This window comes from Halomonas sp. H10-59, assembly GCF_040070555.1.
GTDB classification, from domain to species: domain Bacteria; phylum Pseudomonadota; class Gammaproteobacteria; order Pseudomonadales; family Halomonadaceae; genus Halomonas; species Halomonas litopenaei.
Map to the genome: position 1 here is coordinate 3,213,126 of NZ_CP098828.1, position 24,425 is coordinate 3,237,550.

Genomic DNA, 24,425 nt, shown 5'->3' on the forward strand with positions numbered 1-24,425 from the left:
GGCCAGCCCCGTCTCCCCGGGGCACGCCCTGCGTGTCCCGGACCTAGCGTCTACCCTATACATTCAGTGCCCTCAAAGGAGTCACGACATGAATAACGCTCAGCTGAACGAACTCAAGGACAAGTACGTCGCCAAGGGCGCGGCCAGCCCCGCCACCGCCTTCGCCGACCGCGCCAAGAACGCCGAACTGTGGGATGCCGATGGCAACCGCTTCATCGACTTCGCCGGCGGTATCGGCGTGCTAAACATCGGTCACTGCCACCCCAAGGTGGTGCAGGCGGTCAAGGACCAGCTCGACAAGGTGATGCACACCTGCCAGACCGTGATGCCCTACGAGGGCTACGTGAAGGTCGCCGAAAAGCTCGCAGAGATCACCCCGGTGCGCGGTGAGGCCAAGGTGATGCTGGCCAACTCCGGCGCCGAGGCGCTGGAAAACGCGGTCAAGATCGCCCGCGCCGCCACCGGTCGCAACAACGTCATCTGCTTCGACGGCGGCTACCACGGCCGTACCTTCATGACCATGGCGATGAACGGCAAGGTTGCCCCCTACGCCAGCGACTTCGGCACCATGCCGGGTTGTGTGTTCCGCGCCGGCTACCCGGTGGCCGAACACGGCATCAGCGAGGAAGAGGCGGTGCGTCGCCTCAAGATGGTGCTGAAGACCGACGCCAACCCCAAGGACACCGCCGCCATCGTGCTCGAGCCGGTACTGGGTGAAGGCGGCTTCTACCCCGCTCCGCAGAGCTTCCTCGAGAAGATCCGCGAGATCTGTGACGAACACGGCATCCTGATGATCGTCGACGAGGTCCAGAGCGGCTTCGGTCGTACCGGCAAGATGTTCGCCATCGAGCACAGCGGCGTGAAGCCGGACCTGATGACCATGGCCAAGAGCATGGCCGCAGGCATGCCGATCTCCGCCGTAGTCGGCACCGCCGAGCACATGGACGCCTCTGGCGGCAACTCGCTGGGCGGCACCTACTCCGGCAGCCCGGTGTCCTGCGCCGCGACCCTGGCGGTGATGGAGGTGTTCGAGGAAGAGGACATCCTGGCCAAGAGCCAGGCGCTGGGCGACAAGCTGGCCAAGCGTTTTGCCCAGTGGGCGAGCGACTTCGACGCCGTGGTCCACCCGCGCAACCTGGGTTCCATGGCTGCCTTTGAACTCAACGGCAAGGACGGTCAGCCGGCTCCGGATCTCGCCGCAGCCCTGTGCAAGCGCGCCCGGGAGCAGGGCCTGATCCTGCTGTCCTGCGGCATGTTCGGCAACACCATCCGCTTCTTGATGCCGGTCACCATCGAGGACAAGGTACTCGAGGAAGGCCTGGACATCGTCGAGCAGAACCTCAAGGCCCTGGTCGGCAGCGAAGCCACCGCCACCGCCTGATCGTGAAGCCTTGACGGCCTGAGCCGTCAGCCGATGACGCCACCGGCCCCGCCGGTGGCGTCGTCGTTTGTGGGGGTTGGCAAAACTATGCCGAATCAAGCTAGGGTAAGGGTCCATCCATGGACGCGAGGGACCCGACCATGCAAGAGGACGAACTGGGCATTCTGGGCGTTGCCGCGCTGACGGAGCACTATCGCAGTGGCGACGCCTCCCCCCTGGAAGCCACCCGGGCGGCGCTTGCGCGCATCGAGCGCTTCAACGACGCCGTCAATGCCTACACCTACGTCGACGCCGAGGGTGCCGAAAAGGCGGCCAAGGCGTCGGCACGTCGCTGGGGCCAGGGCAAGCCGCTGAGTCCGATCGACGGTGTTCCGGTCTCGCTCAAGGATCTGACCAACGTGGCCGGCATGCCGACGTCCAACGGCTCGCTGCTGGGTTCAAGCGAGCCCTGCGATGCCGACGCGCCACCGGCGAAACGCCTGAGAGAGGCCGGCGCCATCCTGCTGGGCAAGACCAACACCCCGGAAGACGGCTGGAAGGCGGTCACCGACAATCGGGTGTTCGGCGCCACCTGCAACCCCTGGGATACCCGCCTGACCGCGGGAGGCTCGTCCGGCGGTGCTGCCGCCGCAGCGGCCCTCAACATGGGGGTGTTGCACCAGGGCGGCGACTCCGGCGGCTCGATCCGCATTCCTGCCGCCTTCTGCGGGGTGTTCGGCTTCAAGCCGACCTTCGGCTGGACGCCCCAGTGGCCGCCGGCGGAAGAACCGACGCTGTCCCATATCGGGCCCATCGCCCGCAGCGTCGACGACGCCGTGGCGATGCTCAATGTCATTGGCCGCTACGACTATGTCGATCCCTACGCCACCCGGGGCCAGCCGGAGGACTGGGGCCAGGATATCGGCAAGGGGCTCGAGGGACTGCGCATCGCCTTTTCCACCGATCTGGGCTTCGCCGAGGTGGACCCTCAGGTCGCCACACGGGTCAGAGAAGCGGCGGATCGCATGCGCGATCTGGGCGCGGAGATCTGCGAGGTGGATCCAGAGCTGCCCTCGCCGCTATGGATCTTTCAGCGGCTGTGGTTCACCGCCTCGCTGGAGATGGTCTCGCAGCTCAGCGACAGCGAACGCGCCAAGCTGGACCCCGGCCTCTACGAGAACGCCCTGCGTGCAGAAGAGTGGAAGGCCGTGGAGCTGTTTCGCGCCCAGGCGGCCCGAGCCGAGCTGACCATGCGTCTTGAGCAGTTCAACCAGGACTACCACCTGCTGATGACGCCCTCGGTGCCGATCAGCCCCTTCGAGATCAACCACCAGGTGCCGCCGGGTAGCCAGATGCGCGACTGGGAGGAGTGGGCGCCGTTCTCCTACCCCTTCAACCTGAGCCAGCAGCCGGCCGCCTCGGTACCCTGCGGTTTCACCGACCGTGGCCTGCCGGTGGGTTTCCAGCTGGCCGGCGGCAAGTTCGACGACGCCCGGGTACTGCGCGCCTGCCACGCCTTTCTCGAGGCACATCCGCCGCGCTTCCCGACCCTGCCGGACCCGGCCCAGCGCGCCGGCTGAGCGGTGCATCAGGCCCCTGGCAGGGGCCACCTACGACAAGGGCCCGGTGCAGTGCACCGGGCCCCTTGCGATGACGGCGAGTCGCCGCCATTCGGTCGCTGATCAGAGCGCGCTAACCGCGTAGCTTGCCCACACCCCACAGCAGCACCACGGCACCCACCACCGCTGTGACCAGTGAACCGATAAAGCCGCCGCTGGACAGCCCCACCAGGCTGAACAGCAGGCCGCCAATCAGGGCACCCACCACGCCGACGCCGATGTTGCCGAGCAGGCCGAAGCCGCCGCCACGCATGATGTTGCCCGCGATCCAGCCCGCCAGACCACCGATGATCAACCACGCGATAAAGCTCATTGCGTTCTCCTTTCGTCACTGAATGGAAACTTGCGAATCATTCACCCTCGCTCCTTCGACCAAATCCCTTGACCAGGGCGCGAGGTGCCGCGTCGATCGCCCGCGGACGATCTTCACCGCTCACAGCTATACCATTACATCAATGCATACGAAAGTAGGGATATGTCACGTAATGTGAGACGCGACAGCACGAATGCCGTCCGGTGACGCTGGGTCAGCGCCGATGACAGCCCCTTCGTCGCGACTAGAATCGGTTGCCGGGCTGGGCAAGAAAGGCCAGCTCCTCGGCGGTGGACGCTCGTCCCAGCGCCTCATTGCGCTGAGGATAACGACCAAAACGCACCAGTACCTCGCGGTGGCGATGTTCGTGGTGCAGGTTGTGCTCGAGTCCCGGTTGGTCGAACAGGCGCAGCGCCTCGTCGTGCACACGCAACGACTCGCTGTGCATATAGGGCATGTACAGGAAGGCTCGCCAGGGAGGATCGAGCACCCGATCTGCGCGCTGGGACACCGCCTCCTGGGCCAGTACCAGGGCCTGACCGTCACAGGCGAAGGCTCGCGGCTCGCCGCGGTAGATGTTGCGAGAGAACTGATCGAGCACCAGGATTTCCGCCAGCCGCCCGCGGGCCGAGGTACGCCACTGCCAGGTCTCGCCGGCGGCCGCCGCCGCCAGGGTCGCACCGAAGTCATGGCGGATACGGCCATCCAGCGCATCATCCTTGGCAAACCACTGTTTTGGTGTCAGCGTCTGAAACCAGAACTCGATCACTTCGTCGGCTCGCACCACCCTGTCGGTCATGGCAGACTCCCCTTCGCTCGCTTGTGACCCAGGCGGCCGCGCCCTTTCGCTCGCGGATTCCGCCACGTCGCCCCTCTGCCACAGGATGCCCAGGGACAGCCCATGACCTCGTTTGAACTGCTTCGATCGCTCGCCGTGGTGTTTCATCTCACGGGCTTGCTGGTCTGCCTGCTCGGCCTTCACCTGGCACGCCACCCGCAGCGCCGATGGCCCGGTCGTGCACTGGCCCTGTGCGGCTTTATCATCGCGGCAACGCCGACACTGCTGCAACTGTTCGGCATCATCGAGCCTGTGCCGATTTCAGCAGCTCCGCCAAACTGACCCGCTGCGACAAAAGACGTATGGCTCGCCACGGCGAGCCGATTAGACTTGCGATCACGTAGTTGGAATACGCAACCGTCGGTTAACTTAATCCTTTAAGTTCGACGTCTTTCTGGAAAAAGACGAAGACTTTCGGAATTTCCACCGACTTGACGTCAATGCGACACTGCGCGAACCCGCGCTGCTTCAGCGCCAAAAGATGCACTGCAGCGGGCAGGATGACGCAAGCGCTGCAAAGATACTTCCTGGGTGTCGGCGCCACTGGCCTGCCAGCTGGCGCTCGGCACGGACATCGACCCAAGTGCGGTAATCGCCATGCCCCCTTTGGGAGGTGGCTCACGACCATGCCGCACCGGACAACGACCGCAAGGATGACACCATGCCCCTACTCACCTTCGCGTCCTTCCTGTTCTTTACAGGACTGGTCGCCTTCATCACCTGGCGCATCACCCGCCGTGACGACCATTCAAGCACCAGCGGCTTCTTCCTGGCGGGACGCAGCCTGACCTTCCCGCTGATCGCCGGCTCGCTGTTGATGACCAACCTGTCCACCGAGCAGATGGTCGGCCTCAACGGCTCCGCCTTCACCGATGGCCTCAGCGTGATGGCCTGGGAGGTGGTGGCGGTCATGGCGCTGGTGGCGCTGGCGCTGTTCTTCCTGCCGCGCTTTCTGAAAAGCGGCATCGCCACCCTGCCCCAGCTGCTGGAGATTCGCTTCGACAAGGGCACCCAGCTGATCACCAACGTGATCTTCCTGATCGCCTACGCGGTGGTACTGCTGCCGATCATCCTCTACTCCGGCGCCATCGGTCTGCAGGGCATGCTCGACCTGTCCGGGCTCACCGGCATCGAATCCAGCACCACCCTGCTGTGGCTGACGGTGTGGATCGTCGGCATCATCGGCTCCATCTATGCCCTGTTCGGGGGCCTGCGCACCGTTGCCGTGTCGGATACCCTCAATGGCGTCGGCCTGTTGATCGGTGGCTTCGTGATCGTCTACTTCGGCCTTCAGGCGGTCAGCGACAGCGGCGGTGTGCTCGCCGGCTGGGAGATCCTCAAGGAATCCAACCCCGACAAGATGAACTCCATCGGTGGCAGCGAACAGAGCGTCCCCTTCTTCACCCTGTTCACCGGCGTCTTCCTGATCAACGTCTTCTACTGGACCACCAACCAACAGATCATCCAGCGGACCTTCGCCGCCAAGAACCTGGCCGAGGGCCAGAAGGGCGTGCTGCTGACCGGCTTCTTCAAGCTGCTGGGGCCCCTGTACCTGGTCCTGCCGGGCATCATCGCCTACCACCTGTACGCCGATCAGGGCGTCAAGGCTGACGCGGCCTACGGCCACCTGGTGTTCAACGTGCTGCCGGCGCCACTCACCGGCTTCTTCGCCGCGGTGATGGTCGGCGCCATCCTGTCCTCCTTCAACTCGGCGCTGAACTCCACCACCACCCTGTTCAGTCTGGGCCTCTACAAGGCGGTACTGAAGAAGGACGCCACCGAGGCTCAGGTGGTCAAGTCGAGCCAGGTGTTCGGCTGGATCATGGCCATCTCCGCGATGATCATCGCGCCGCTGCTGGCCGGTCAGGAAAGCCTGTTCGGCTACCTGCAGAAGATGAACGCCATCTATTTCATCCCCATCCTGGCGGTGGTGGTGGTCGGCCTGCTGACCCGTCGTGTGCCCCCCATGGCGGCCAAGATCGCCCTTGTGGGTGGCTGTCTGGCCATCTTCTGTGGCTACTTCATCCCGCCCTTCAACAAGCTGCCGGTGATCATGCACGAGTTCCACTTCGTCGCCCTGGTGTTCGTGCTGCTGGTCGCATTGATGCTGGTGATCGGCAAGCTGCGCCCGCGCGCCGAGGCCTGGAAGCAGGAAGACGTGGGCGCCGTCGACCTGACGCCCTGGAAGGGCGCCGTGCCGGCGGGCATCGTGCTGGTGATCCTGGTCATCGCCATCTACCTGGCCTTTGCCGGCTGATGCTCCCGATCTCCGACGGACCAGAACCTGACCGTCACCACGGTCTGCTCTGACCGCGACGCCCCGCCCTGTCAAGGCGGGGCGTCGTCGTTGTGGACACCGTATGTCCATATCGGTGGGGTAATGGTCCTTGCCGACATTCCTGACCTCCCCCAGACTCCAGAGATTCGCTGTCGCGCCGTTGTCAGGTGCGCCCCCCCCCTTCTCTGGAGCCCCCATCGTGACCACGACTCGAGACGTCGCCCTGCTGGCCTACCCCGACTGTCAGATGCTCGACGTCAGCGGCCCCTGGCAGGTCTTCGCCAGCGCCAACGACGTGCTGGGCAAGCCTGCCTACCGGCTACGTCTGATCGGCCGAAGTGCGAGCGAACTGGTCACCAACGGCGGTCTGCGACTACTGCCGGATCTTGACTGGGAAGAGTGGGAGAGCGAACTCGACAAGCCCCCCGATGCTGGCGGCAACGGCCGCGACCTGACCACCCTGCTCATCGCCGGAGGCCACGGCGTCTTCGTCCAGTGCCAGCAACAGCGCTGGCGCGAACGACTGACGCGGGTGGCGCCGCACCTCGGGCGCCTGGGCGCCGTCTGCACTGGCGCCTTCCTGCTGGCCGATGCGGGCCTGCTTGACGGACGCAGCGCCACCACCCACTGGCGTCACTGTCGACGGCTTGCCGACGACTTTCCACAGGTAAGGGTCCAGGCCGATGCGCTCTACGTCCATGACGGCGGGCGCTACACCAGCGCCGGGGTCACCGCCGGCATCGACCTGGCGCTGTCGCTGGTCGAGAGTGATCTGGGCGCTGAAGCCGCCGCAGCGGTGGCCCGCGAACTGGTGATGTTCCTCCATCGCCCCGGCGGCCAGTCCCAGTTCAGCGAACTGCTGTCGCGCCAGCATCGTTGCGGCCCCCGCCTGCGCCCCTTGATCGATCGACTGCACGCCGACCCCGGCGGCGCCTTCGATCTGGAGAGCATGGCCGACAGCCTGAAGATCACCCCACGCCACCTGACCCGGCTGTTTCGCCACCACCTGGACACCAGTCCCGGCGAGTACCTCACCGGACTGCGCCTGGAGGCGGCTCGGCGCGAACTGGTGCGTGGCGAAACCTCGCTGGAACGCCTCGCTTCACGTTGGCACCTGGGCACCAGCGAACAACTGAGACGCCAGTTCCATCGCCACTATGGCGTTTCGCCATCGGTCTACCGTGCGCGCTTCGGCGCCGATTCAGCGAACCATCGCTGAGCTACCGCCTCAGTCTTTTTTATCCACGACCTTCATTACCGGAGACTCCGCCATGCCCCCTGTGACTTCATCCCGCCTCCCCGGCGGAGTGCTTCTGCTGTCGCTGTGTCAGGCGCTGCTGGTGAGCGGCAACATTCTGTTGATCGCCGTCTCGCCGCTGATCGGCCAGAGCCTGGCGCCCTCGCCCTGGCTGTCCACCCTGCCGGTGGCGACTCAGTGGCTAGGGTTGATGCTCGCCACCCTGCCGGCCTCCTTGATCATGGGCCGATTGGGGCGCAAGCGAGGCTTCGTGATCGGCAACCTGATCGGCTTCGCCGGCACGGTAGCCGCCTACCTGGCGTTGCTGGCCAATCACTTCGCCGCCTTCGCCGTGGCGACCATGGCGATCGGCGTGGGCATCGGTTTCGGTCAGCTCTATCGCTTCGCGGCGATCGAGCTGGCCCCGAGCGGCGCCAGGGACAGGGCCATCGGTCTGGTCATGGGCGGTGGTGTGCTGGCCGCCTTCTTCGGCCCCTGGCTTGCACGTATCAGTCAGGACGCCGTCACGACGCCCTTTCTCGGAAGCTTTGTCGGCCTGGGAGCGCTCTACCTCATCGCTCTGGCCCTGTTGCTGGTGGTACCTTTGCCCCCGCTGGACCCGAGCACCCGTCATGGCAAGAGACGTCCGCTCGGGGAGCTGCTGGCACAGCCCAAGCTTTGGCTTGCGGTACTCGCCGCCATGATCGGCTACGGCGTGATGAACCTGGCCATGACCGCTACCCCCCTGGCCATGGCCTCCGATGGCCACGCCTTTCACCACGTCTCGATGACGATTCAGTGGCATGTGCTGGCGATGTTCGCGCCCTCGTTCTTCACCGGCCAACTGACCCAGCGGTTCGGCACGACACGCATGATCGCGCTGGGTTGTGTGCTGCTTTGCGCCAGTGCCCTCAGCGCCCTGGCACCCTCCAGCCTGGCGGGCTTCAATGTCACCTTGATCCTGCTGGGACTGGGCTGGAACTTTACCTTTCTGCCGGCCACTGGCCTTCTGACCGAGTGTCACCTGCCCGCAGAAAAGGCCCGTGTTCAGGCCGCCAATGAGTTCCTGGTGTTTTCCACTGCGGCGATCACCGCCCTGGCGGCCGGCCCGCTGATCCAGTGGCTTGGCTGGCAGACGCTCAATCTGTGGCTGTTGCCGATGGCTGCCCTGCCGCTGATACTGATCGCGGCGCAGCGTCTTGCCTTTGACGCCGGTCGCCCCCAGATTAAGGAATAACTTTCACCGACGGAGTGGCAATGCCAACGGACCTGACCCGTGATCTGATGGACCTGATCGAGCGCGGCCGAGACCGCCAGTTGCGTCTGGCGGTGACCGGGCTATCTCGGGCCGGCAAGACGGCATTCTTGACCTCCCTGGTGGACCAGTTGCGTCACGCCGGGCTCGAGGCGCGGCTCGACCTGCTCTCGGCCAGCCGCGAGGGGCGCCTGCTGGGCGCCCAGCGGGTTTCCCAGCAGGATCTCGCGGTCCCCAGGTTTCCCTTCGACCGAGCCCGCGCCAGCCTCGAGAGCACGCCTCCCGAGTGGCCCCAGCCCACCCGTGGCATCAGCGAGTTACGCCTGAAGATTCGCTATCGCCCTGGTCGCCAGCAGTGGTTGCGACCCGATACCGCCGAGTTGACCCTGGACCTGTTCGATTATCCTGGCGAGTGGCTGCTCGACCTGCCGCTGCTGGACCACGACTTCCTGAGCTGGAGCCTCGCCCAGTGGGACGCGGCGGGGCCAGCAAGGCGCGCCATGCTGGCCGACTGGGAAAGCGCGGTGCGTGAACTTCGGCTCGACGACGAGGCCGACGAGGCCCGCCTGGCGGAGATCAGCGAGCGCTACGCCGAAGGCCTGCGCGCCGCCAGGGAGGCCGGCTTCTCCGACCTTCAGCCCGGCCGTTTTCTGCTGCCGGGGGAGCTGTCCGGCGCCCCGGTGCTGCAGTTCTTCCCCCTGCCGGGGCTGGAGCAGGCATCGCCCGACGAGCTCGAACGGCTGCCCGAGACCAGCGTCTACCGTACCCTGGCCCGACGTTTCAGCTACTACCAGCAACATATCGTCAAGCCGTTCTACCGCGAGCACTTCCGGCGCTTCGATCGCCAGATCGTGCTGGTGGACGTGCTGGGGGCACTGAATGCCGGGCCGGAACGCTTCGAGGATCTGTCCAAGGCGCTCCATCGTCTGATGCAGAGCTTCAACTACGGCCAGCGCAGCCTGTTCTCGCGGCTGTTCACGCCACGCATCGACCGCCTCGCCATCGCCGCCACCAAGGCCGACCACGTGACCCCGGAACAGCATGCCCGCCTGGTCGGGCTGCTCGAGGCGCTGCTGGCCGAACCACTGAAGAACCTCAAGTACGCCAATATTCCGGTCAAGGCCATGTCGCTGGCGGCCATTCGCGCCACCGAGGCCCGCGAGGTCACCCACCAGGGCAGGAAATCCCCTGCGCTCAAGGGCGTCACCCTGGAAGGCGAGCCCTTGCTGGCCTTCCCCGGCGAGGTGCCCAGCCGCCTGCCTGACCCAGCCTTCTGGGATCGCCAGGGGTTCGATTTCACCGCCTTCCGCCCTCAGCCCTCGACCACCGGTGCGCTGCCCCATATTCGCATGGACCTGGCGCTGGACTGGCTGATTGGAGACAAGCTCGCATGACTCGAGATAGCCGTGACGACCCGCGCCCTGCGGTACGCTTCGCCGATGACGACGATGCGCCCTCCGCTGCCGGCGTCGACAACACCACCTTCAGTGACCCGCGTCCGGGCCTGCGCTTCGACGATCACCTGGATAGCCGAGCGCTAACCCCAGCCGAGGCGCCGGAAACCGATACCAAGGTCGACCTCGAGGGCTCTCTGGGACGCCCACGCAAGCGCCGCTGGGGCCTGATCGCAGTACTGGGAGCGGCGGTGGGACTGGGCGGCGCCGAACTGGTGACCGGGGTCCCCGCTACCCTGGCCAGCGGTGACCTGATCGCCACCGGCTGGCAACTGCTGGGACTTGCCACCATCGGCCTTGGCGGGCTCGCCCTGAGTCGGGAGCTGTTTCGCCTCAGGCGCCTCAAGCGCCACGACCAGTTGCGTGAATCCCTGGCCGAATTACCGTCGCGCTCCCCCAGGGACGCACTGTCCATGGTCAGACGGCTCAAGCATCAGCTGGCCCTCGGCGACGACGATCCCCATTGGCTGGCCTTCGAGGCCGCCCGTGAAGACCACCATGACGGCCGTGACCTGCAGGCGCTGGTGGCCCACCATCTGCTCGCCCCCCGTGACCGAGAGGCGCGCCGGCTGATCTCGCGCATGAGCGGAGAAACCGCCGTGATGGTGGCGGTCAGCCCGCTGACCCTGGTCGACATGGCGCTGGTGGCCTGGCGCCACCTGGCGATGATCGATCGCCTGTGCCGACTCTACGGATTGGAACTGGGCTACGCCGCCCGGGTACGCCTGCTGCGCAGCGTGCTCTATCAGATGGCCTTCGCCGGCGCCACCGAGCTTGCCGCCGACGCCAGCATGCAGATGCTGTCGCTGGACCTGGCCGGGCGGCTGTCCACCCGCGCCGCCCAGGGCCTCGGCGTGGGGCTGCTGGGGGCACGTCTGGGACTGCGCACCCAGCGTCTGGTGCGCCCGCTGGCCTTCGACCCTGACGAGCGCCCCCGAGTGGCGGACCTGCGCCGCGATCTGTGGCGCCAGCTCAGGCGCATGGAGGCACCGAAGAAGGACGCCTGACGGCCCAGGACGGTGTGGAGCGCCGGCAATGACATGGCATCGGCCGGCGCCGATGACAGATGCCTAACGATCCAGCCGCTCGAGCACTTCCATGACTTCCTGACAGGCGCCCATGGTGTGGTAGTCGACCTTGCCGGCAGGGCTCTTCAGGTTGTCGTAACGACGATTGTCCGGCGTCAGGATACGCACCCAGGCGCCATGGTGGTGGTCGATCATGTGCTGCCAACTGTAGTCCCACAGCCGCTGGTACCAGCGTCGATAGCTGGCCTTGCCAGTGACCTCCCAGAGCACGGCGGCCGCGGCGAAGCTCTCCGCCTGGACCCAGAAGTACTTGTCGCCGTCACATACCTGCCCGTCGAGATCCAGGCCATAGACCAGGCCGCCATGGGTCCTGTCCCAGCCCGCTTCGCAGGCGCTCGAGAACAACCGCTCGGCGGTGGAGATCAACCAGGCATCATCGCGATAGCGTGCCAGCAGCACCAGCAGCTTGGCCCATTCGGTCTGGTGGCCCACCTGATAGCCCCAGGGACGGAACAGATGCTTGGGATCGTCGCGGTTGTAGTCGAAGTCGCGCTGCCACTGGCGGTTGTAGTGCTCCCAGATCCAGCCATGGGGATGGTCATCGCTGGCCTTGGTGATCGCGCGGGCGATGGCCATGGCCTGGTCCAGATAGGGGGTCTCGCCGGTGGCCTCGAAGGCGGCGATCAGCGACTCACAACCATGCATGTTGGCGTTCTGGCCGCGATAGTCGCTGAGATTCCAGTGCTCATCTGCTTCATCGGCGAAGCGCTGCCACTGGGGTTCCCAGAAGCGCTTGTCGAGCATGGCGTGTACCCGACCGATACCCTCGTAGGCTTCATCGATGCCGGCGCGATAGGCCTCGGCGTAGGCCAGCAACACGAAGGCCAGGCCGTAACAGTGATGGGTGGGGTCTTCGACCTTTCCATCGCGCAGGGTCCAGGCGTAGCCCTGATGGCGCGTCTGGAAGTGGGCCTTTTCGAGATAGGCCAGACCATGGCGGGCCCAGTGCAGATACTCGGGATTGCCGGTCTGGCGAGCAAAGCGAGCGTAGGTCACCACGAAACGCGTACTCGAAACCAGGTGCCGATGGCCGGCGTCGACGATGTGGCCATCGTCACGAAAATACTGGAAGAAACCGCCGTGCGGATCGATCGCCCGCGGATGATAGAACGCCATGGTGTCGCGCACATGGCGATCGAGAAACATCGGGTCAAATCCGTTCATCACTGCCTCCTGTTACAGGGGATGCAAGACCTCGGTATGACGGCGCTAGGCGCTGTCCGAAAAGTCGACGAGCGAAGGTTAGACAAGGCAAAAATCGGTGAGAAAGCGCAGTTTACGGGGTGTAAATGAGCATTTTGACCGGGCTGGCGCACCAGCCGATTTTTAACGCCGTATTACCGAGCGCAGGCACTTTTCAGACAAGCCCTAGCCCGCCGCCCCACCACTGCCCCAAGTGTGGCCTCAGTGTAGCGCGCTGCCTTTGCCTCGACCGCCCCGTCAGCCGTCCAGTCCAAACCGCTGCCGCAGGTGCTGGGCCACCGCTGCCTCGGCGTGGTGACCGATCACGCGGGCCTCGGGCAGGTCCTCGGCCAGCCTGGGATGGGCGTTGGCCATCACCTGGGCCTCGCCGGCCAGCGCCAGCATCTCCAGATCATTGAGGTTGTCGCCGAAGGCCAGGCAACGGGTGGCGGGGATGCCGAGGTCGTCAAGCAGTGCCGAGACGGCGGTGCCCTTGTTGACCCCGGCGGCCATGATCTCCAGCGAATGACTCATCGAGTAGGTGATGTGAAGCGCCTCGCCTGCCGCCTCCCGGGCGCCGGCTTCGATGTCGGCGAGCAGACTGGGGTCACCGATATAGAGCACCTTGCCGACCCCCTGGACGTCCATCTCTCCCGGTCCCTCTACCCGGTAGCCAAAGCCGGTGGCCTCGTGCAGCGACAGCAGGCCCGGGGCGTGATCATCGATCACCCAGGCCTCGTCGCGGTACATGTTGAGGCGTACGTCGGGATGACGCGGCAGCTGGATCAGCGCCTCGACCAGCTCCGGGGCGAGGTGCGCCGACCGCACGCAGCGGTCGTTCGGGTCCAGTGTCCAGGCGCCGTTGCTGGAGATGATATGAGCGTCCACCCCCAGGCGATCGCGAAAGCCGATCATGTCGCGATGATGACGGCCCGAGGCCAGGGCGATGCAGTGGCCATCGGTGGCCAGTCGACGCAGGGTCTCGACGGTCAGCTCGGCCAGGTCATGGTTGGCACCCAGCAGGGTACCGTCGAGGTCGGACACGATCAGGTGAGGCAGCATGGCGACTCCGGGTCTTCAGGGGGAACGGGGAAGTCTACACCAGATGGCCAGGCGTAGAACGCCAGCGGCGGCACACCCTGAAGTGTGCCGCCGCTGGCGGTAAGGCGAGATGACCGCAGGTGGCGGGCGCATCACACTCGCCACCTGCCACCCAGCGGGCTGCCACTCAGCGGGCTACCACTCAGCGGGCTGCCAGCCCAGCCTGGTGCAGACCACCGGCCAGGGCCTCGGCGTCCTTGCCCACCACGAGGTGCCAGACGCCATCGGCTACTCGCATCACGCCGTGACAACCCAGCTGCGCCAGCGCCTGCTCGTCCAGCGCACCGTCGCTGCCGACCTCCAGGCGCAGACGGGTCGCCGCCCGGGCTTCCAGCGCGCGAACGTTGTCCGAGCCACCCAGCGCCTTGGTCCAGGAGTCTATCTGCTCGTCATTGAGACTCTTGGCGCTCACCACCCTGGGGACGCCGGTGGCGATAGGTGCGGGGTCGGCGCCCACCGGCGGGGTCTGCCCCTCGGCAGCCATGGCGGCGCGAATCTCATCGGACACGCTGTCGGCGATGGGGCCCAGGATGACCTGGATGCCACCTCCGCCGAGGCGCATGATGCCACGCGAGCCCAGCGCCTTGAGTGCCGGCTCGTCGATCTGCTCCGGCTCCTTGAGCACCAGTCGCAGGCGTGTGGTGCAGGCACCGACGGCCTCGAGGTTGGCGGCACCGCCGAGCGCCGTGACGAAGGCCGGCCCTCGCTCGCCCAGGTCCTCGGCCTGTACCTTGACGCCCTCGTCCATCGGCTCACGCCCTGGCGTCGGCAGATCGAAGCGTACGATCGCCCACCGGAACAGCACGTAGTAGACGCTACCGATCGCCAGCCCCACCGGCAGCATCAGCCAGCCGTTGGTGGACAGACCGTAGGACAGGGCGTAGTCGAAGGCGCCGGCCGAGAAGGTGAAGCCAAGCTTGACGTCGAGCCACTGCATGATCGCCATGCTCAGCCCGGTCATCAGCGCGTGGAAGGCGTACAACAGCGGCGCCAGGAACATGAAGGTGAACTCGATCGGTTCGGTCACCCCGGTCAGGAAGGCGGTCAGCGCCAGCGACATCAAGAGCCCGCCGACCTGGGCGCGACGGCCCTTGTCTGCGGTGTGGTACATGGCCAGTGCCGCCGCCGGCAGACCGAACATCATCACCGGGAAGAAGCCGGCCATGAAACCACCCGCCGCCGGGTCACCGGCGAAGAAGCGATTGAGGTCACCGGTAGCGTCGCCGAAGCTGCCGAACACGAACCACACAAAGCTGTTGAGCACGTGGTGCAGGCCGGTGACGATCAGCAGTCGATTGAGCGCACCATAGACGAACTTGCCAAAGGCGCCGGCGTCGATCAGCCAGTGTCCCAGGGTGTCGATGGCGTGCTGGATCGGCGGCCAGCCCCAGCCGAAGGCGATCCCCAGCACCACCCCGGCAAGGCCGGTGGCGATGGGCACGAAGCGCCGTCCGCCGAAGAAGGCCAGATAGTCGGGCAGTTTTATCGCCTTGAAGCGGTTGTACAGAAGCCCGGCCACGGTACCCATGATGATGCCGGCCAGCACCCCCATGTCGATCTCGGGGTTGAGGCTTTGCAGCACCGCGTCCAGCACCAGATAGCCGATCACCCCGGCGAGCCCCGCCGCGCCATTGCTGTCGTCGGCAAAGCCGACGGCGAGACCGATGGCGAAGATCAGCGCCAGGTTGGCGAAGATCGCCTGACCGGCGCTGGCGACGAAGGCGATGTCCAGCAGGTCCGGCTGGCCCAGGCGCAGCAGCAGGCCGGCCACCGGCAGTACCGCGATCGGCAGCATCAAGGAGCGCCCGAGCAGCTGAAGCGCCGCCATCAGGCGTGAACCAAAGGAGGTGGTCATGTCAGGATCCTCTCGGGTGTGGGTTCGACGTCGAGGGCGGCGTCCACCAGCGGTGCCAGAGCCTTGCGCACCGAGGCCGCATCGGGCATCGCCAGCAGGGTGTCGATTTCACGCGCGATCACGGCGGCATCAAGCCTGCGCAGGCGGGCCTTGACCGAAGCGATACGCGACGGCTCCACCGACAATTCCGACACGCCCATGGCGACCAGCAGCGGGCCGGCCAGGTCGTCTCCCGCCGCGGCGCCACACACCCCCACCGGGCAGCGGTTGGCGGTGCCCGACAGGGTCGCCTGGATCAGCCGCAGCACTCCGGGATGCAGCACGTCGGCCTGGGCCGCCAGCTGAGGATCCTCGCGGTCCATGGCCAGGCCATACTGGGTCAGGTCATTGGTGCCGATCGACAGGAAGTCCGCGACCTTGGCCATGGCGGCGGAGCACAGCGCTGCGCTGGGCACCTCGATCATGGCGCCGAGCAGCGGCAGTTCGGTCAGCCGCATCTCGGCGGCCAGCGCCTCCATGCGTTCGCGCACCCACTCGAGTTCGCTGGCATCGCTGACCATAGGCACCATGATGCGCAGATGACGCAAGGGCTTGACCCCGAGCAAGGCCTTCAACTGGGTGTCCAGCAGGGCCGGTTGGGTCTGCCACAGGCGCATGCCACGCACGCCCAGCGCCGGATTAGGAACGGCGGGCAAGGTGAGATACGGCAACTGCTTGTCGGCGCCGATATCCAGGGTTCGGATGATCACCGGCCTGGACCCCAGCGCATCGACGCTGGCCTGGTACTCCTGGCGCTGGGCGTCCTCGTCCGGCGCTGCGTCACGCCCCAGAAACAGAAATTCCGAGCGCATCAGGCCGACACCATCGGCGCCACAGTCGCTGGCCTGGCGGGCTTCCTCGGCGCTGCCGATATTGGCCGCCACCTCGACCATGCGGTTGTCCCGGGTGACCACCTCCAGGTGAGCCTCGGCGCGTTCTTCCTCGGCGCGCGCCTGGCGGGCGGCGATGTCCGCCACCACCTGATCGCGGCGCGCCTGGTCGGGCTCGAGTTCCAGCCGGCCGTTGTCGGCATCCAGCACCACCGCCCGATCCAGACAAGACTCGGTTGCTTCCAGCAGGCCACTGCCCATGGCGACCAGGCACGGTACTCCCCTGGCCCTGGCCATGATGGCCACGTGGGAGGTGGTGCCTCCGGCGGCCAGGCATATCCCTGCCGGCGCCAGGGCGCAGAGATCGACGAAGGTGGACGGTGTCAGATCCTCTGCGACGACGATGGCGCCGGGGGTGATATCACCGAACCCGCTGCCCTCGCCTTCGCTGAATTCCAGCATCACCTGGCGTTGCAGATCACGCAGGTCGGCGATCCGCCCGATCAGGATGGGGTTACCAGTGGCCCGCAGCCGATCGGCCTCGGCATCCAGCGCCTCGCGCCAGGCCTGGCCAGGGCTTAGTCCCTCTTCCAGGCGGCTGATCGACGAGGCCACCAGGTCAGGGTCTTCAAGCCACGCCTGGTGCGCCTCGAACACCTCCGCCTCGGCGGTCTGGCCACTGCGCTCGGCGCGCTCTCGGGCGGCTTCCAGCTGGCGCCCGACGCGTTCGAGCGCCTCTTTCAGACGCGGACTTTCCAGCTTGCGCCCCAGCCCTTCCAGCGGCACCTCGGGTAACTTGACCGACAGTGTCGCCAGCGGACCGGTCGCGATCCCGGCGCTGGCGACAAGACCTGCGAGCTGTCCGGCGGGCAGATCGACGCTGGACGCTGCCGATGATGTGGCGGCCTCAGCCTGCCCTGGGCCATGCCCTTCCGGCGTGGTCAACAGCGCCATCGCTGCCGCCAGGGCCGCGTCGGCCTGACGCCCCTTTACTCTGATGACCACCTCGTCACCGCACTCGAGCCCCAGGTTCATCAGGGCGCTGACACTATCCGAACTGGCCGTGCGAGCGTCGCGCAGCAGGCTCAGGCTCACCTGGTGATCACGCGCGATGGCACGCAGGCGTGCCGCCGGCCGGGCGTGCAACCCTGACTCGATCGCCAGTACCAGAGAGCGCTCCAGCGCCTGGTCATCGCCGCCTTCTTCATCGGTGACATCATCGGCAAGCCTTTCGGGGCCCAGCACCACCAGCGGATCACCGCGCTGGACGATATCGCCGGCACGCAGGTCCAGCGACACCCACTCACGACCTCCGGCATCCAGCACCACCAGTGGTGTCACCAGCGATACCGCCTCGCATACCAGTTGATCTACATCGAAGTAGCACAGCGGCTCGCCCGCCTCGATGCGCTGGCCCAGGCTGACGCAGGGCTCGATGCCCTTGCCTTCGAGGGCGACGGTGTCGAGGCCAAGATGAACCAGTACCTCGACGCCCTCGTCGCTCTTGATGGTGAAGGCGTGATGGGTACGGGCACACTGAATCACCTCGCCGGCGCAGGGCGCGTGCAGGCAACCGCCCAGGGGATCCAGGGCGATGCCCTGGCCGAGGGTACCCTCGGCAAAAACCGGGTCCGGCACGTCGGCCAGGGGGACTACCACCCCCTTGACCGGCGCCACCAGAGTGACATTGCTGGAAGTCATGATCGGCTCCGTATGATTGTCGTAGTGATTAGAGCGTGCAGGTCACCTTGCGCAGGTGCCTCGGTTGATCCGGATCGATACCGCGAGCCTCGGCCAGGCGGGCCACCATCGGATAGAAGCTCTGGATCACCGACACCGGTTCCAGCGCCTCGTGACCCGCCGAGGTCAATGTCAGATGGCGCTTGGGCACACGGTCGTCGGCGGCCAGCAGCACCTTGGCACCCACGCTCTCGAGCCACTCGGCCAGCTCCAGCAAGCCCTGCTGTTCGGCGCCGGGGGGGGCGAACACCAGTACCGGATAGCCTGGCTCGATCAGCGCCATGGGGCCGTGCTTGACCTCGGCGCCACTGAAGGGCTCTGCCTGAATGGCGCAGGTTTCCTTGAACTTGAGCGCCGCCTCCTGGGCGATGCCAAGCCCGGTACCCCGGCCGATGACCATCAGCCGATCGGCGTCCTTGAGCGCTTCTACCGCCGGGCTCCAGTCCTGGGCGGCGGCGTCGGTGAGGCGGTCGGGCAGCTCATTGAGCGCCCCCAGCAGCATGGCGCTCTCGTTCCAGTGCGCCATCAGCTGGGCACCGGCGGACAGGGTCGCCAGGAAGCTCTTGGTGGCCGCCACACTCTTCTCTTCACCGGCAAACAGCGGCACTTCCAGATCGCTCGCCCGGCCCAGTGGTGACTCCGGCGTATTGACCAGTGCGATGGTGGTGGCGCCACCCTGCTTCAGCGCCTCCTGGCTCGCCACCAGGTCGGGACTCTGGCCCGACTGGGAGATGGCGATGGACAGCTGGCCGGCCAATCGCCAGGGCGTACGCGACAGGGTCGACAGTGACGGCGGCAGCGAGGCCACCGGAATGCCGCGGGTCTGCATGCACAGGTAGGCGAGATAGCTGGCGGCGTGATCAGAGCTGCCCCTGGCCACGGTGACGGCGCCTGTCGGCGGCTCGGCACGCAGGCGATCACCCAGTTCCCGCAGCACTGTCTGGTTACGCGTCAACTGACCGCGCAGGCGTTCCGGCGCGTTCAGCGCCTCTTCAAGCATGAGTGACATGGAATTCTCCAGAGACAAGACGACCGTCCAGATGGACAGAGGTAAGGGTGAGTTCGGGGTCGAGGGTCACGATATCGGCGCGGGCCCCGGCCTCCAGGCGACCGATGTCACGGCGCCCGAGGAAGTCCGCGGGAAAGCGCGACAGCCGATCCGAGGCCTCGGCCAGGCTGAGCCCGACACTGACGAAGTTGCGCAGCGCCTGATCCATGGTCAGGGTGCTGCCGGCCAGGGTGCCGTCGGCCAGACGCACGCCGCCCAGGCACTTGGTCACCTTCTGCTCGCCCAGGCGGTAGTCGCCGTCGGGCATGCCAGCCGCCGCGGTGGAATCGGTCACCGCATAGAGCCGCGGAATGCAGCGCAGCGCGGTGCGAATGGCGCCGGGATGTACATGCAGCAGATCGGGAATGATCTCGGCGTACTCGGCGTGGGCCAGCGCCGCCCCGACCATGCCCGGCTTGCGGTGGTGCAGCGCGGTCATGGCGTTGAACAGGTGGGTAAAGCCGCAGGCGCCGTGGGACAGCGCCTCGACACCTTCTTCGTAGCTGCCCAGGGTATGGCCCAGCTGGACGCGCACGCCCTTGTCGGTGAGGTGACGGATCACCTCGCCATGCCCGCTGATTTCCGGTGCCAGGGTGATCAGCAGGATGGGCGCCAACGCCATCAGTTCATCCATTTCGGCGACGCTGGCGACCTGGGCGTGGGCCGGCTGGGCGCCGAGCTTGCCAGGATTGATGAAGGGCCCTTCGAGGTGTACGCCGAGCACCCGGGAAGCCGCGGGGTCCGGGGCTTCCATATAGCCTGAGATCTCGCCCAGCACCGCACGCACCTCTTCCGGGCGCGCGGTCATGGTGGTCGCCAGCAGGCTGGTGGTGCCAAACCGCAGGTGAGTGCGGGCGAGGGTCGAGACGGCCTCGCGCCCCTCCATGGCGTCGGCTCCGCCACCACCATGCACGTGCAGGTCGACGAAGCCGGGGATCAGCCGAGGGGCATCATTGGTAGAGGGGTCCACGGGGGAGCCCTCGATGGCGGCGATCCGGCCCTGTTCCAGCCGAATCTCACCCAGGCGCCAGCCCTCGGGGGTCAGCACGTTACCGGCAAGGCGGGTGGGAGCGGTACTCATGGCGGTCTCCTAGCGGGCGAGTTCGACGGTGAAGTCGTAGTAGTCGGTACGGCAGTAGGTGATGGTCAGCTCCGCCGGGGTGTCGTCGGCCAGGTAGCCCAGCCGCGTCACCTTGAGCAGAGCCTGGCCTTCGGCCACCTGGGCAAGCCCGGCGAGTTCGGGGTCGGCATTGACCGCGGTGACCTGCTGACGGGCACGCACGATGGGGCGACCAGCCTGCTCGAGCCATTGATACAGCGAGACGTCGACCGCCATGGGGTCCGGCAGCACCGTGACCGGCAGGCAGCTCTCCTCCACCGCCATCACCACGTCATCGGCCAGACGCAGACGCTTGAGTCGCGACACCTGGGCATTGCTCGACAATCCCAGGCGCAGATTCTCCTCGGAGCTCGGCTGGCAGCGCTCGCGTCTCAGCCACTCGGAGCGCGGCGAAAACCCCCGCTGGATCAGCATGTCGCTGAAACTCGCCAGCCGGGTCAGCGGCTGATCCATGCTGGGGCGAATAAAGGTGCCGGAGCCGCGGTCGCGTCGGATCAGGCCGCTTTCCTCCAGCTGGTCGAGGGCCTTGCGCGCCGTGATGCGTGACACCGCCAACGCCTCGGCCAGGTTGCGTTCCGACGGCAGCGCCTCTCCGGCGCGCCAGCTGCCACTGCGGATGGCCGCCTCCAGGCCGTTGGCCAGCTGGCGGTACAGCGGCGTGGCAAGCGAGGCGTCGAGGTGCAGGTGCTCGAATCGTGAATCCATGGCGGCGTGGTCCCTGGGAGCTTGGTGATAACCACTATAGCTCCACATAGAGACCAATTGAATACCAATCTAATACCACATTGGTCGAACCCTGACTGTGCATTTCACGGCGACCCACACGCCCCCCTCAACTCCTCTACCGAGGTATTCCCACGGGAGCGAAAGGAGGCGTAGCAAGGATGCCGCGCAGGAAGCGGTGAAATTTTGCCGGATACCGTTTCCAACCCCTTGATTTGTGGCCTCGGGCTCCACGGGGTTTGGCCGGGGCTGCAACAATCCGTATAGTGGCCCCCTTATTCCCGCCACTCGATCGTGACCATGCTGCAGAACAACGCCTTGCTGGCTCAGCTCAAGCAACAGATCCGCGATAACACCCCCCGCGTCACGGGTGTCATCAAAGCCACCGAAAAGGGCTTCGGCTTCCTCGAGTGCGAGGACGGTGCGTCCTATTTCGTGCCGCCCCCCGCCATGAAGAAGGTGCTGCACGGCGACCGCGTCGAGGCAGTGCTGCACGAGGAAGGCGAGCGCAAGTCGGTGGAACCCGACACCCTGATCGAGAGCAACATGCAGCGCTTCGTTGCCCGGGTGCAGAAGCGCGATGGGCGCCTGGCGGTGGTGCCTGATCACCCGTCGATCAAGACCGCCATGAAGGCACGCATCAAGCGCAGCCTCGAGGAAGACGCCATCGGTGACGGCGACTGGGTAGTGGCGCGTCTGGTGCGCCACCCGCTCAAGCCCGACGATCGCGCCTTCTTTACCCAGATCGACGAGCTGGTGGCCAAGACCGATGATCCCGCAGTGCCCTGGCGCGTCACCCTGGCCCGCCACGCCCTCGAGCAGGAATGCCCCGACGCCGGCAACGACTGGCCGCTGCGCGACGAAGGCCTGGAGCGAGAGGACCTGACCGCCGAGCCCTTCTTCACCATCGATGGCGAGAAGACCCGGGACATGGACGACGCCTTGCGCGTCGAGGTCCGCGAGGACGGCGGCTGGCGCCTGTCGGTGGCCATCGCCGACCCCACCGCCTACGTCGAGGAAGGCCACGCCGCCGACCTCGAGGCCCGCACCCGCGCCTTCACCGTCTACCTGCCGGGCCAGAACGTCACCATGCTGCCCGAGCAGCTGGCCGACGATCTGTGCTCGCTGCACGAGGGCCAGGAGCGCCCGGTGCTGGCCTGTCGCCTGGACGTCAACGCCGATGGCAGCCTCGGTGACTATCAGTTCTTCGCTGCCACCGCGCGTTCACAGGCTCGCCTGGTCTACGACAACGTCTCTGACTGGCTCGAAGGCCGGGGCGACTGGGCACCCGACGACACCATCGGTGAACAGCTCAAGGCCCTCCGCGATCTGACCGAGGCACGCACCGCCTGGCGTCAGGAGCACGCCCTGGTGTTCAAGGACCGTCCCGACTATGTCTTCGACCTGGACAAGGCCGGCAACGTGCTGGCGATCCGCACCGAAGAGCGGCGCATCGCCAACCGCATGATCGAAGAGTCGATGATCGCCGCCAATGCCTGCTGTGCGGCGTTGCTGGCCGACAAGGTCGGACACGGCATCTTCAACGTCCATCGTGCCTTCGAGGACGACAAGGCCGAGGCCGCCCAGAGCTTCCTCGCGACCCAGGACATCGCCGTCGAGCGTGAGGCGCTGACCGACCTGTCGCGCTACAAGGAGCTCAAGCGTGCGCTGGAAAGCCGCGACGATGCCTGGCTCGACGCCCGCCTGCGCAAGTTCCAGGGCTTTACCGCCATGTCCGCCCAGCCGGGCCCGCACTTTGGCCTGGGACTGGCCGCCTACGCCACCTGGACCTCGCCGATCCGCAAGTACGGCGACATGGTCAACCACCGCCTGATCAAGCGTGTGCTCAAGGGCGAGCAGGCGCCGAAGGAGGCCAGCGTCGAGCTGACCGAGCAGCTCACCGAGCGTCGTCGCCTCAACCGCCTGGCCGAGCGCGACGTCAAGGACTGGCTCTACGTGCGCTACCTGACCCCGGCGGCCAAGCAGCAGGACGTGTTCGATGCCGAGATCATCGCCATCAACCGCGGCGGCATGCGGGTACGCCTGACCGCCAACGGCGCCACCGCCTTCGTACCGGCACCGCTGATGCACGCAGACCGCGACAAGGTGGTGGTCGACGACAAGGAAGGCCGCATCCAGATCGAGGGCGAGGAGCGCTTCAAGCTCGGCGACGCGGTACGCGTCGCCCTGACCGAAGCCAAGGAAGAGACCCGCTCACTGGTGGCCCAGCCCGCCGCCTGAGCGATCCTTCCTGCTCGGTCGCGGCGGTAACACCGCTATCGACCTGGAAGTACAGAAAACGGCGACCTTCGGGTCGCCGTTTTCTTAGATGGCTTCAATTGCTGCGGCCCAACGGCGGCAAGACCAGGCAAGACTGGCAAGGCTCCCGGTGTTTCACGCCATCATCCGCCTTCCCCACAGGCCTCACGAATCTCCTTCGTCCAGACCACCTCGCGGCTGGTCAGCATCGAGACAAAGTGCCCCAGTGAGAACAGCGCCAGCATCGGCGACATCAGCACCATGCGCCATTGGGAGTAACGAATATCATGGCCCCGGGCCTTGTCACGCTTCATCTCCCGCAGCGGGAACCAGCGCAGAAAGGACTCCTTCAGCGACAGCCGGTCGGTGTGGTACCAGCCGGGCTCCGGTACTTGGTCCGGCCCTTCTTCCATATAGCGGCGGATATATTCCCACCAGCCCAGGCACTCCTCATGCTTCACTAACTCACCCCCCACCGGAAAGCTGTCGTAGTAGCGGGTTCCGTCCGGCGTTGCCGCCATGATGTTCAGCACAAAGTAGCCGCCGTTGTCGAAGGGGGTGATGGTCGCCAGAATATCGTCCCAGTCATAGCTGCGTGGACCGCCCAGCTTGGGCGTATAGAACACATGCACCTGACGGGTTCGACGGTTAAAGCGAATCGCCGCATGGCGATAGGTAAAGCAGTCCCAGGCGGAGTGGGCGTTGCAGACTACGTAGGAAAGAAAAAAAATGAAAACAGAACAAAAAAATAGCGCCACACATCTCAGAACGCTTAGACCATCAGTATAAAAATCCCAGGCAACCTCAAGAAAAGACAATACAGCAAAGGGAATCAACCCACCAAAAAGAAAGCCAAACATTGCTGTGTACATGCCCCGCCGACAAAACTCATCGGCATTGACGGTTTCCAGAAAAACATCATTCTTTGTGTAGATAAACTCGGCGTCATAGGGCTCATCGGTTGCTCGAGTCTTTAGGTCAAATGGGATATCGTCGTCCACAGGAATATCCAGCGGCTCGGCAAACCAGTCGAGCCCCCGGTCGCGATACAACAGCTGGGTAAAGTACTCGTTGATCATCGCGGCC

19 protein-coding genes are annotated in these 24,425 nt (G+C 65.9%); 9 read left to right on the forward strand and 10 right to left on the reverse strand.

All coding sequences use genetic code 11. The features are described from left to right. Positions 1–88: 88 nt before the first annotated feature. Together gabT and NFG57_RS14090 are read left to right on the forward strand one after the other, a co-directional pair. Positions 89–1,381 carry a 4-aminobutyrate--2-oxoglutarate transaminase gene (gene gabT / locus NFG57_RS14085; RefSeq protein WP_108449064.1) on the forward strand — a complete coding sequence of 431 codons (1,293 nt, stop codon included), beginning with the start codon at positions 89–91 and terminating at the stop codon, positions 1,379–1,381. A 140-nt stretch (positions 1,382–1,521) separates the two neighbouring features. Then, positions 1,522–2,940: an amidase gene (locus NFG57_RS14090; RefSeq protein ID WP_045992929.1), complete on the forward strand. Its 1,419-nt coding sequence runs from the start codon at positions 1,522–1,524 to the stop codon at positions 2,938–2,940. A 112-nt stretch (positions 2,941–3,052) separates the two neighbouring features. On the opposite strand, the gene NFG57_RS14095 is transcribed toward NFG57_RS14090, so the two are convergent. Both NFG57_RS14095 and NFG57_RS14100 read right to left on the reverse strand, forming a co-directional pair. Continuing rightward, complete coding sequence (locus tag NFG57_RS14095) at positions 3,053–3,292, reverse strand: GlsB/YeaQ/YmgE family stress response membrane protein (RefSeq protein ID WP_045992930.1); 240 nt, start codon at positions 3,290–3,292, stop codon at positions 3,053–3,055. Between the two features lie 244 nt (positions 3,293–3,536). Next, positions 3,537–4,091, reverse strand: a complete 555-nt coding sequence (locus NFG57_RS14100; RefSeq protein WP_108133249.1) for a DUF924 family protein — start codon at positions 4,089–4,091, stop codon at positions 3,537–3,539. 102 nt (positions 4,092–4,193) lie between these two features. On the opposite strand from NFG57_RS14100, the gene NFG57_RS14105 reads away from it, so the two are divergent. From NFG57_RS14105 to NFG57_RS14130, 6 genes are all read left to right on the forward strand, one after another. Continuing rightward, a complete protein-coding gene (locus NFG57_RS14105; RefSeq protein ID WP_045992932.1) occupies positions 4,194–4,412 on the forward strand; it encodes a hypothetical protein in 219 nt (72 codons plus the stop codon). A gap of 379 nt (positions 4,413–4,791) precedes the next feature. Continuing rightward, entirely contained in the window at positions 4,792–6,387 is a 1,596-nt protein-coding gene (locus tag NFG57_RS14110) for a solute:sodium symporter family transporter (RefSeq protein ID WP_045992933.1), read from the forward strand. Positions 6,388–6,607: 220 nt separating this feature from the next. Then, positions 6,608–7,627 (forward strand): helix-turn-helix domain-containing protein, encoded by a 1,020-nt coding sequence (locus NFG57_RS14115; protein ID WP_348814579.1) that lies wholly within the window; start codon positions 6,608–6,610, stop codon positions 7,625–7,627. A gap of 52 nt (positions 7,628–7,679) precedes the next feature. After that, the gene (locus NFG57_RS14120; protein WP_045992934.1) at positions 7,680–8,882 is read left to right on the forward strand and encodes an MFS transporter; all 1,203 of its coding nucleotides are present in this window, start codon (positions 7,680–7,682) and stop codon (positions 8,880–8,882) included. A 20-nt stretch (positions 8,883–8,902) separates the two neighbouring features. Further along, on the forward strand, positions 8,903–10,294 hold the full coding sequence (locus NFG57_RS14125; RefSeq protein WP_108133246.1) for a YcjX family protein: 1,392 nt from the start codon (positions 8,903–8,905) through the stop codon (positions 10,292–10,294). Then, the gene (locus NFG57_RS14130) at positions 10,291–11,361 is read left to right on the forward strand and encodes a TIGR01620 family protein (RefSeq protein WP_348814580.1); all 1,071 of its coding nucleotides are present in this window, start codon (positions 10,291–10,293) and stop codon (positions 11,359–11,361) included. The genes NFG57_RS14125 and NFG57_RS14130 overlap by 4 nt, the downstream gene beginning before the upstream one ends. A 63-nt stretch (positions 11,362–11,424) precedes the next feature. On the opposite strand, the gene NFG57_RS14135 is transcribed toward NFG57_RS14130, so the two are convergent. The 7 genes from NFG57_RS14135 to NFG57_RS14165 all read right to left on the reverse strand — a co-directional run bounded on the left by NFG57_RS14135 (position 11,425) and on the right by NFG57_RS14165 (position 21,062). Then, a complete protein-coding gene (locus NFG57_RS14135) occupies positions 11,425–12,606 on the reverse strand; it encodes an AGE family epimerase/isomerase (RefSeq protein WP_348814581.1) in 1,182 nt (393 codons plus the stop codon). 276 nt (positions 12,607–12,882) lie between these two features. Then, a complete protein-coding gene (locus NFG57_RS14140) occupies positions 12,883–13,686 on the reverse strand; it encodes a Cof-type HAD-IIB family hydrolase (RefSeq protein ID WP_045992937.1) in 804 nt (267 codons plus the stop codon). Between the two features lie 181 nt (positions 13,687–13,867). Further along, the gene (gene nagE, locus NFG57_RS14145; protein WP_348814582.1) at positions 13,868–15,580 is read right to left on the reverse strand and encodes an N-acetylglucosamine-specific PTS transporter subunit IIBC; all 1,713 of its coding nucleotides are present in this window, start codon (positions 15,578–15,580) and stop codon (positions 13,868–13,870) included. Then, the gene (ptsP, locus tag NFG57_RS14150; protein WP_348814583.1) at positions 15,577–18,150 is read right to left on the reverse strand and encodes a phosphoenolpyruvate--protein phosphotransferase; all 2,574 of its coding nucleotides are present in this window, start codon (positions 18,148–18,150) and stop codon (positions 15,577–15,579) included. The genes nagE and ptsP overlap by 4 nt, the downstream gene beginning before the upstream one ends. Positions 18,151–18,178: 28 nt before the next feature. Beyond that, positions 18,179–19,198: an SIS domain-containing protein gene (locus NFG57_RS14155; RefSeq protein ID WP_348814584.1), complete on the reverse strand. Its 1,020-nt coding sequence runs from the start codon at positions 19,196–19,198 to the stop codon at positions 18,179–18,181. Continuing rightward, positions 19,182–20,318 (reverse strand): N-acetylglucosamine-6-phosphate deacetylase, encoded by a 1,137-nt coding sequence (gene nagA, locus NFG57_RS14160; protein WP_348814585.1) that lies wholly within the window; start codon positions 20,316–20,318, stop codon positions 19,182–19,184. Before nagA ends, NFG57_RS14155 begins: the two co-directional genes overlap by 17 nt. Before the next feature lie 9 nt (positions 20,319–20,327). Beyond that, the gene (locus NFG57_RS14165) at positions 20,328–21,062 is read right to left on the reverse strand and encodes a GntR family transcriptional regulator (protein ID WP_348814586.1); all 735 of its coding nucleotides are present in this window, start codon (positions 21,060–21,062) and stop codon (positions 20,328–20,330) included. 318 nt (positions 21,063–21,380) lie between these two features. Here NFG57_RS14165 and NFG57_RS14170 point away from each other — a divergent pair, with 318 nt between their 5' ends. Further along, positions 21,381–23,321 (forward strand): exoribonuclease II, encoded by a 1,941-nt coding sequence (locus tag NFG57_RS14170; RefSeq protein WP_287165306.1) that lies wholly within the window; start codon positions 21,381–21,383, stop codon positions 23,319–23,321. Between the two features lie 161 nt (positions 23,322–23,482). On the opposite strand, the gene NFG57_RS14175 is transcribed toward NFG57_RS14170, so the two are convergent. After that, the gene (locus NFG57_RS14175) at positions 23,483–24,418 is read right to left on the reverse strand and encodes a DUF6708 domain-containing protein (RefSeq protein ID WP_348814587.1); all 936 of its coding nucleotides are present in this window, start codon (positions 24,416–24,418) and stop codon (positions 23,483–23,485) included. Positions 24,419–24,425: the final 7 nt, after the last annotated feature.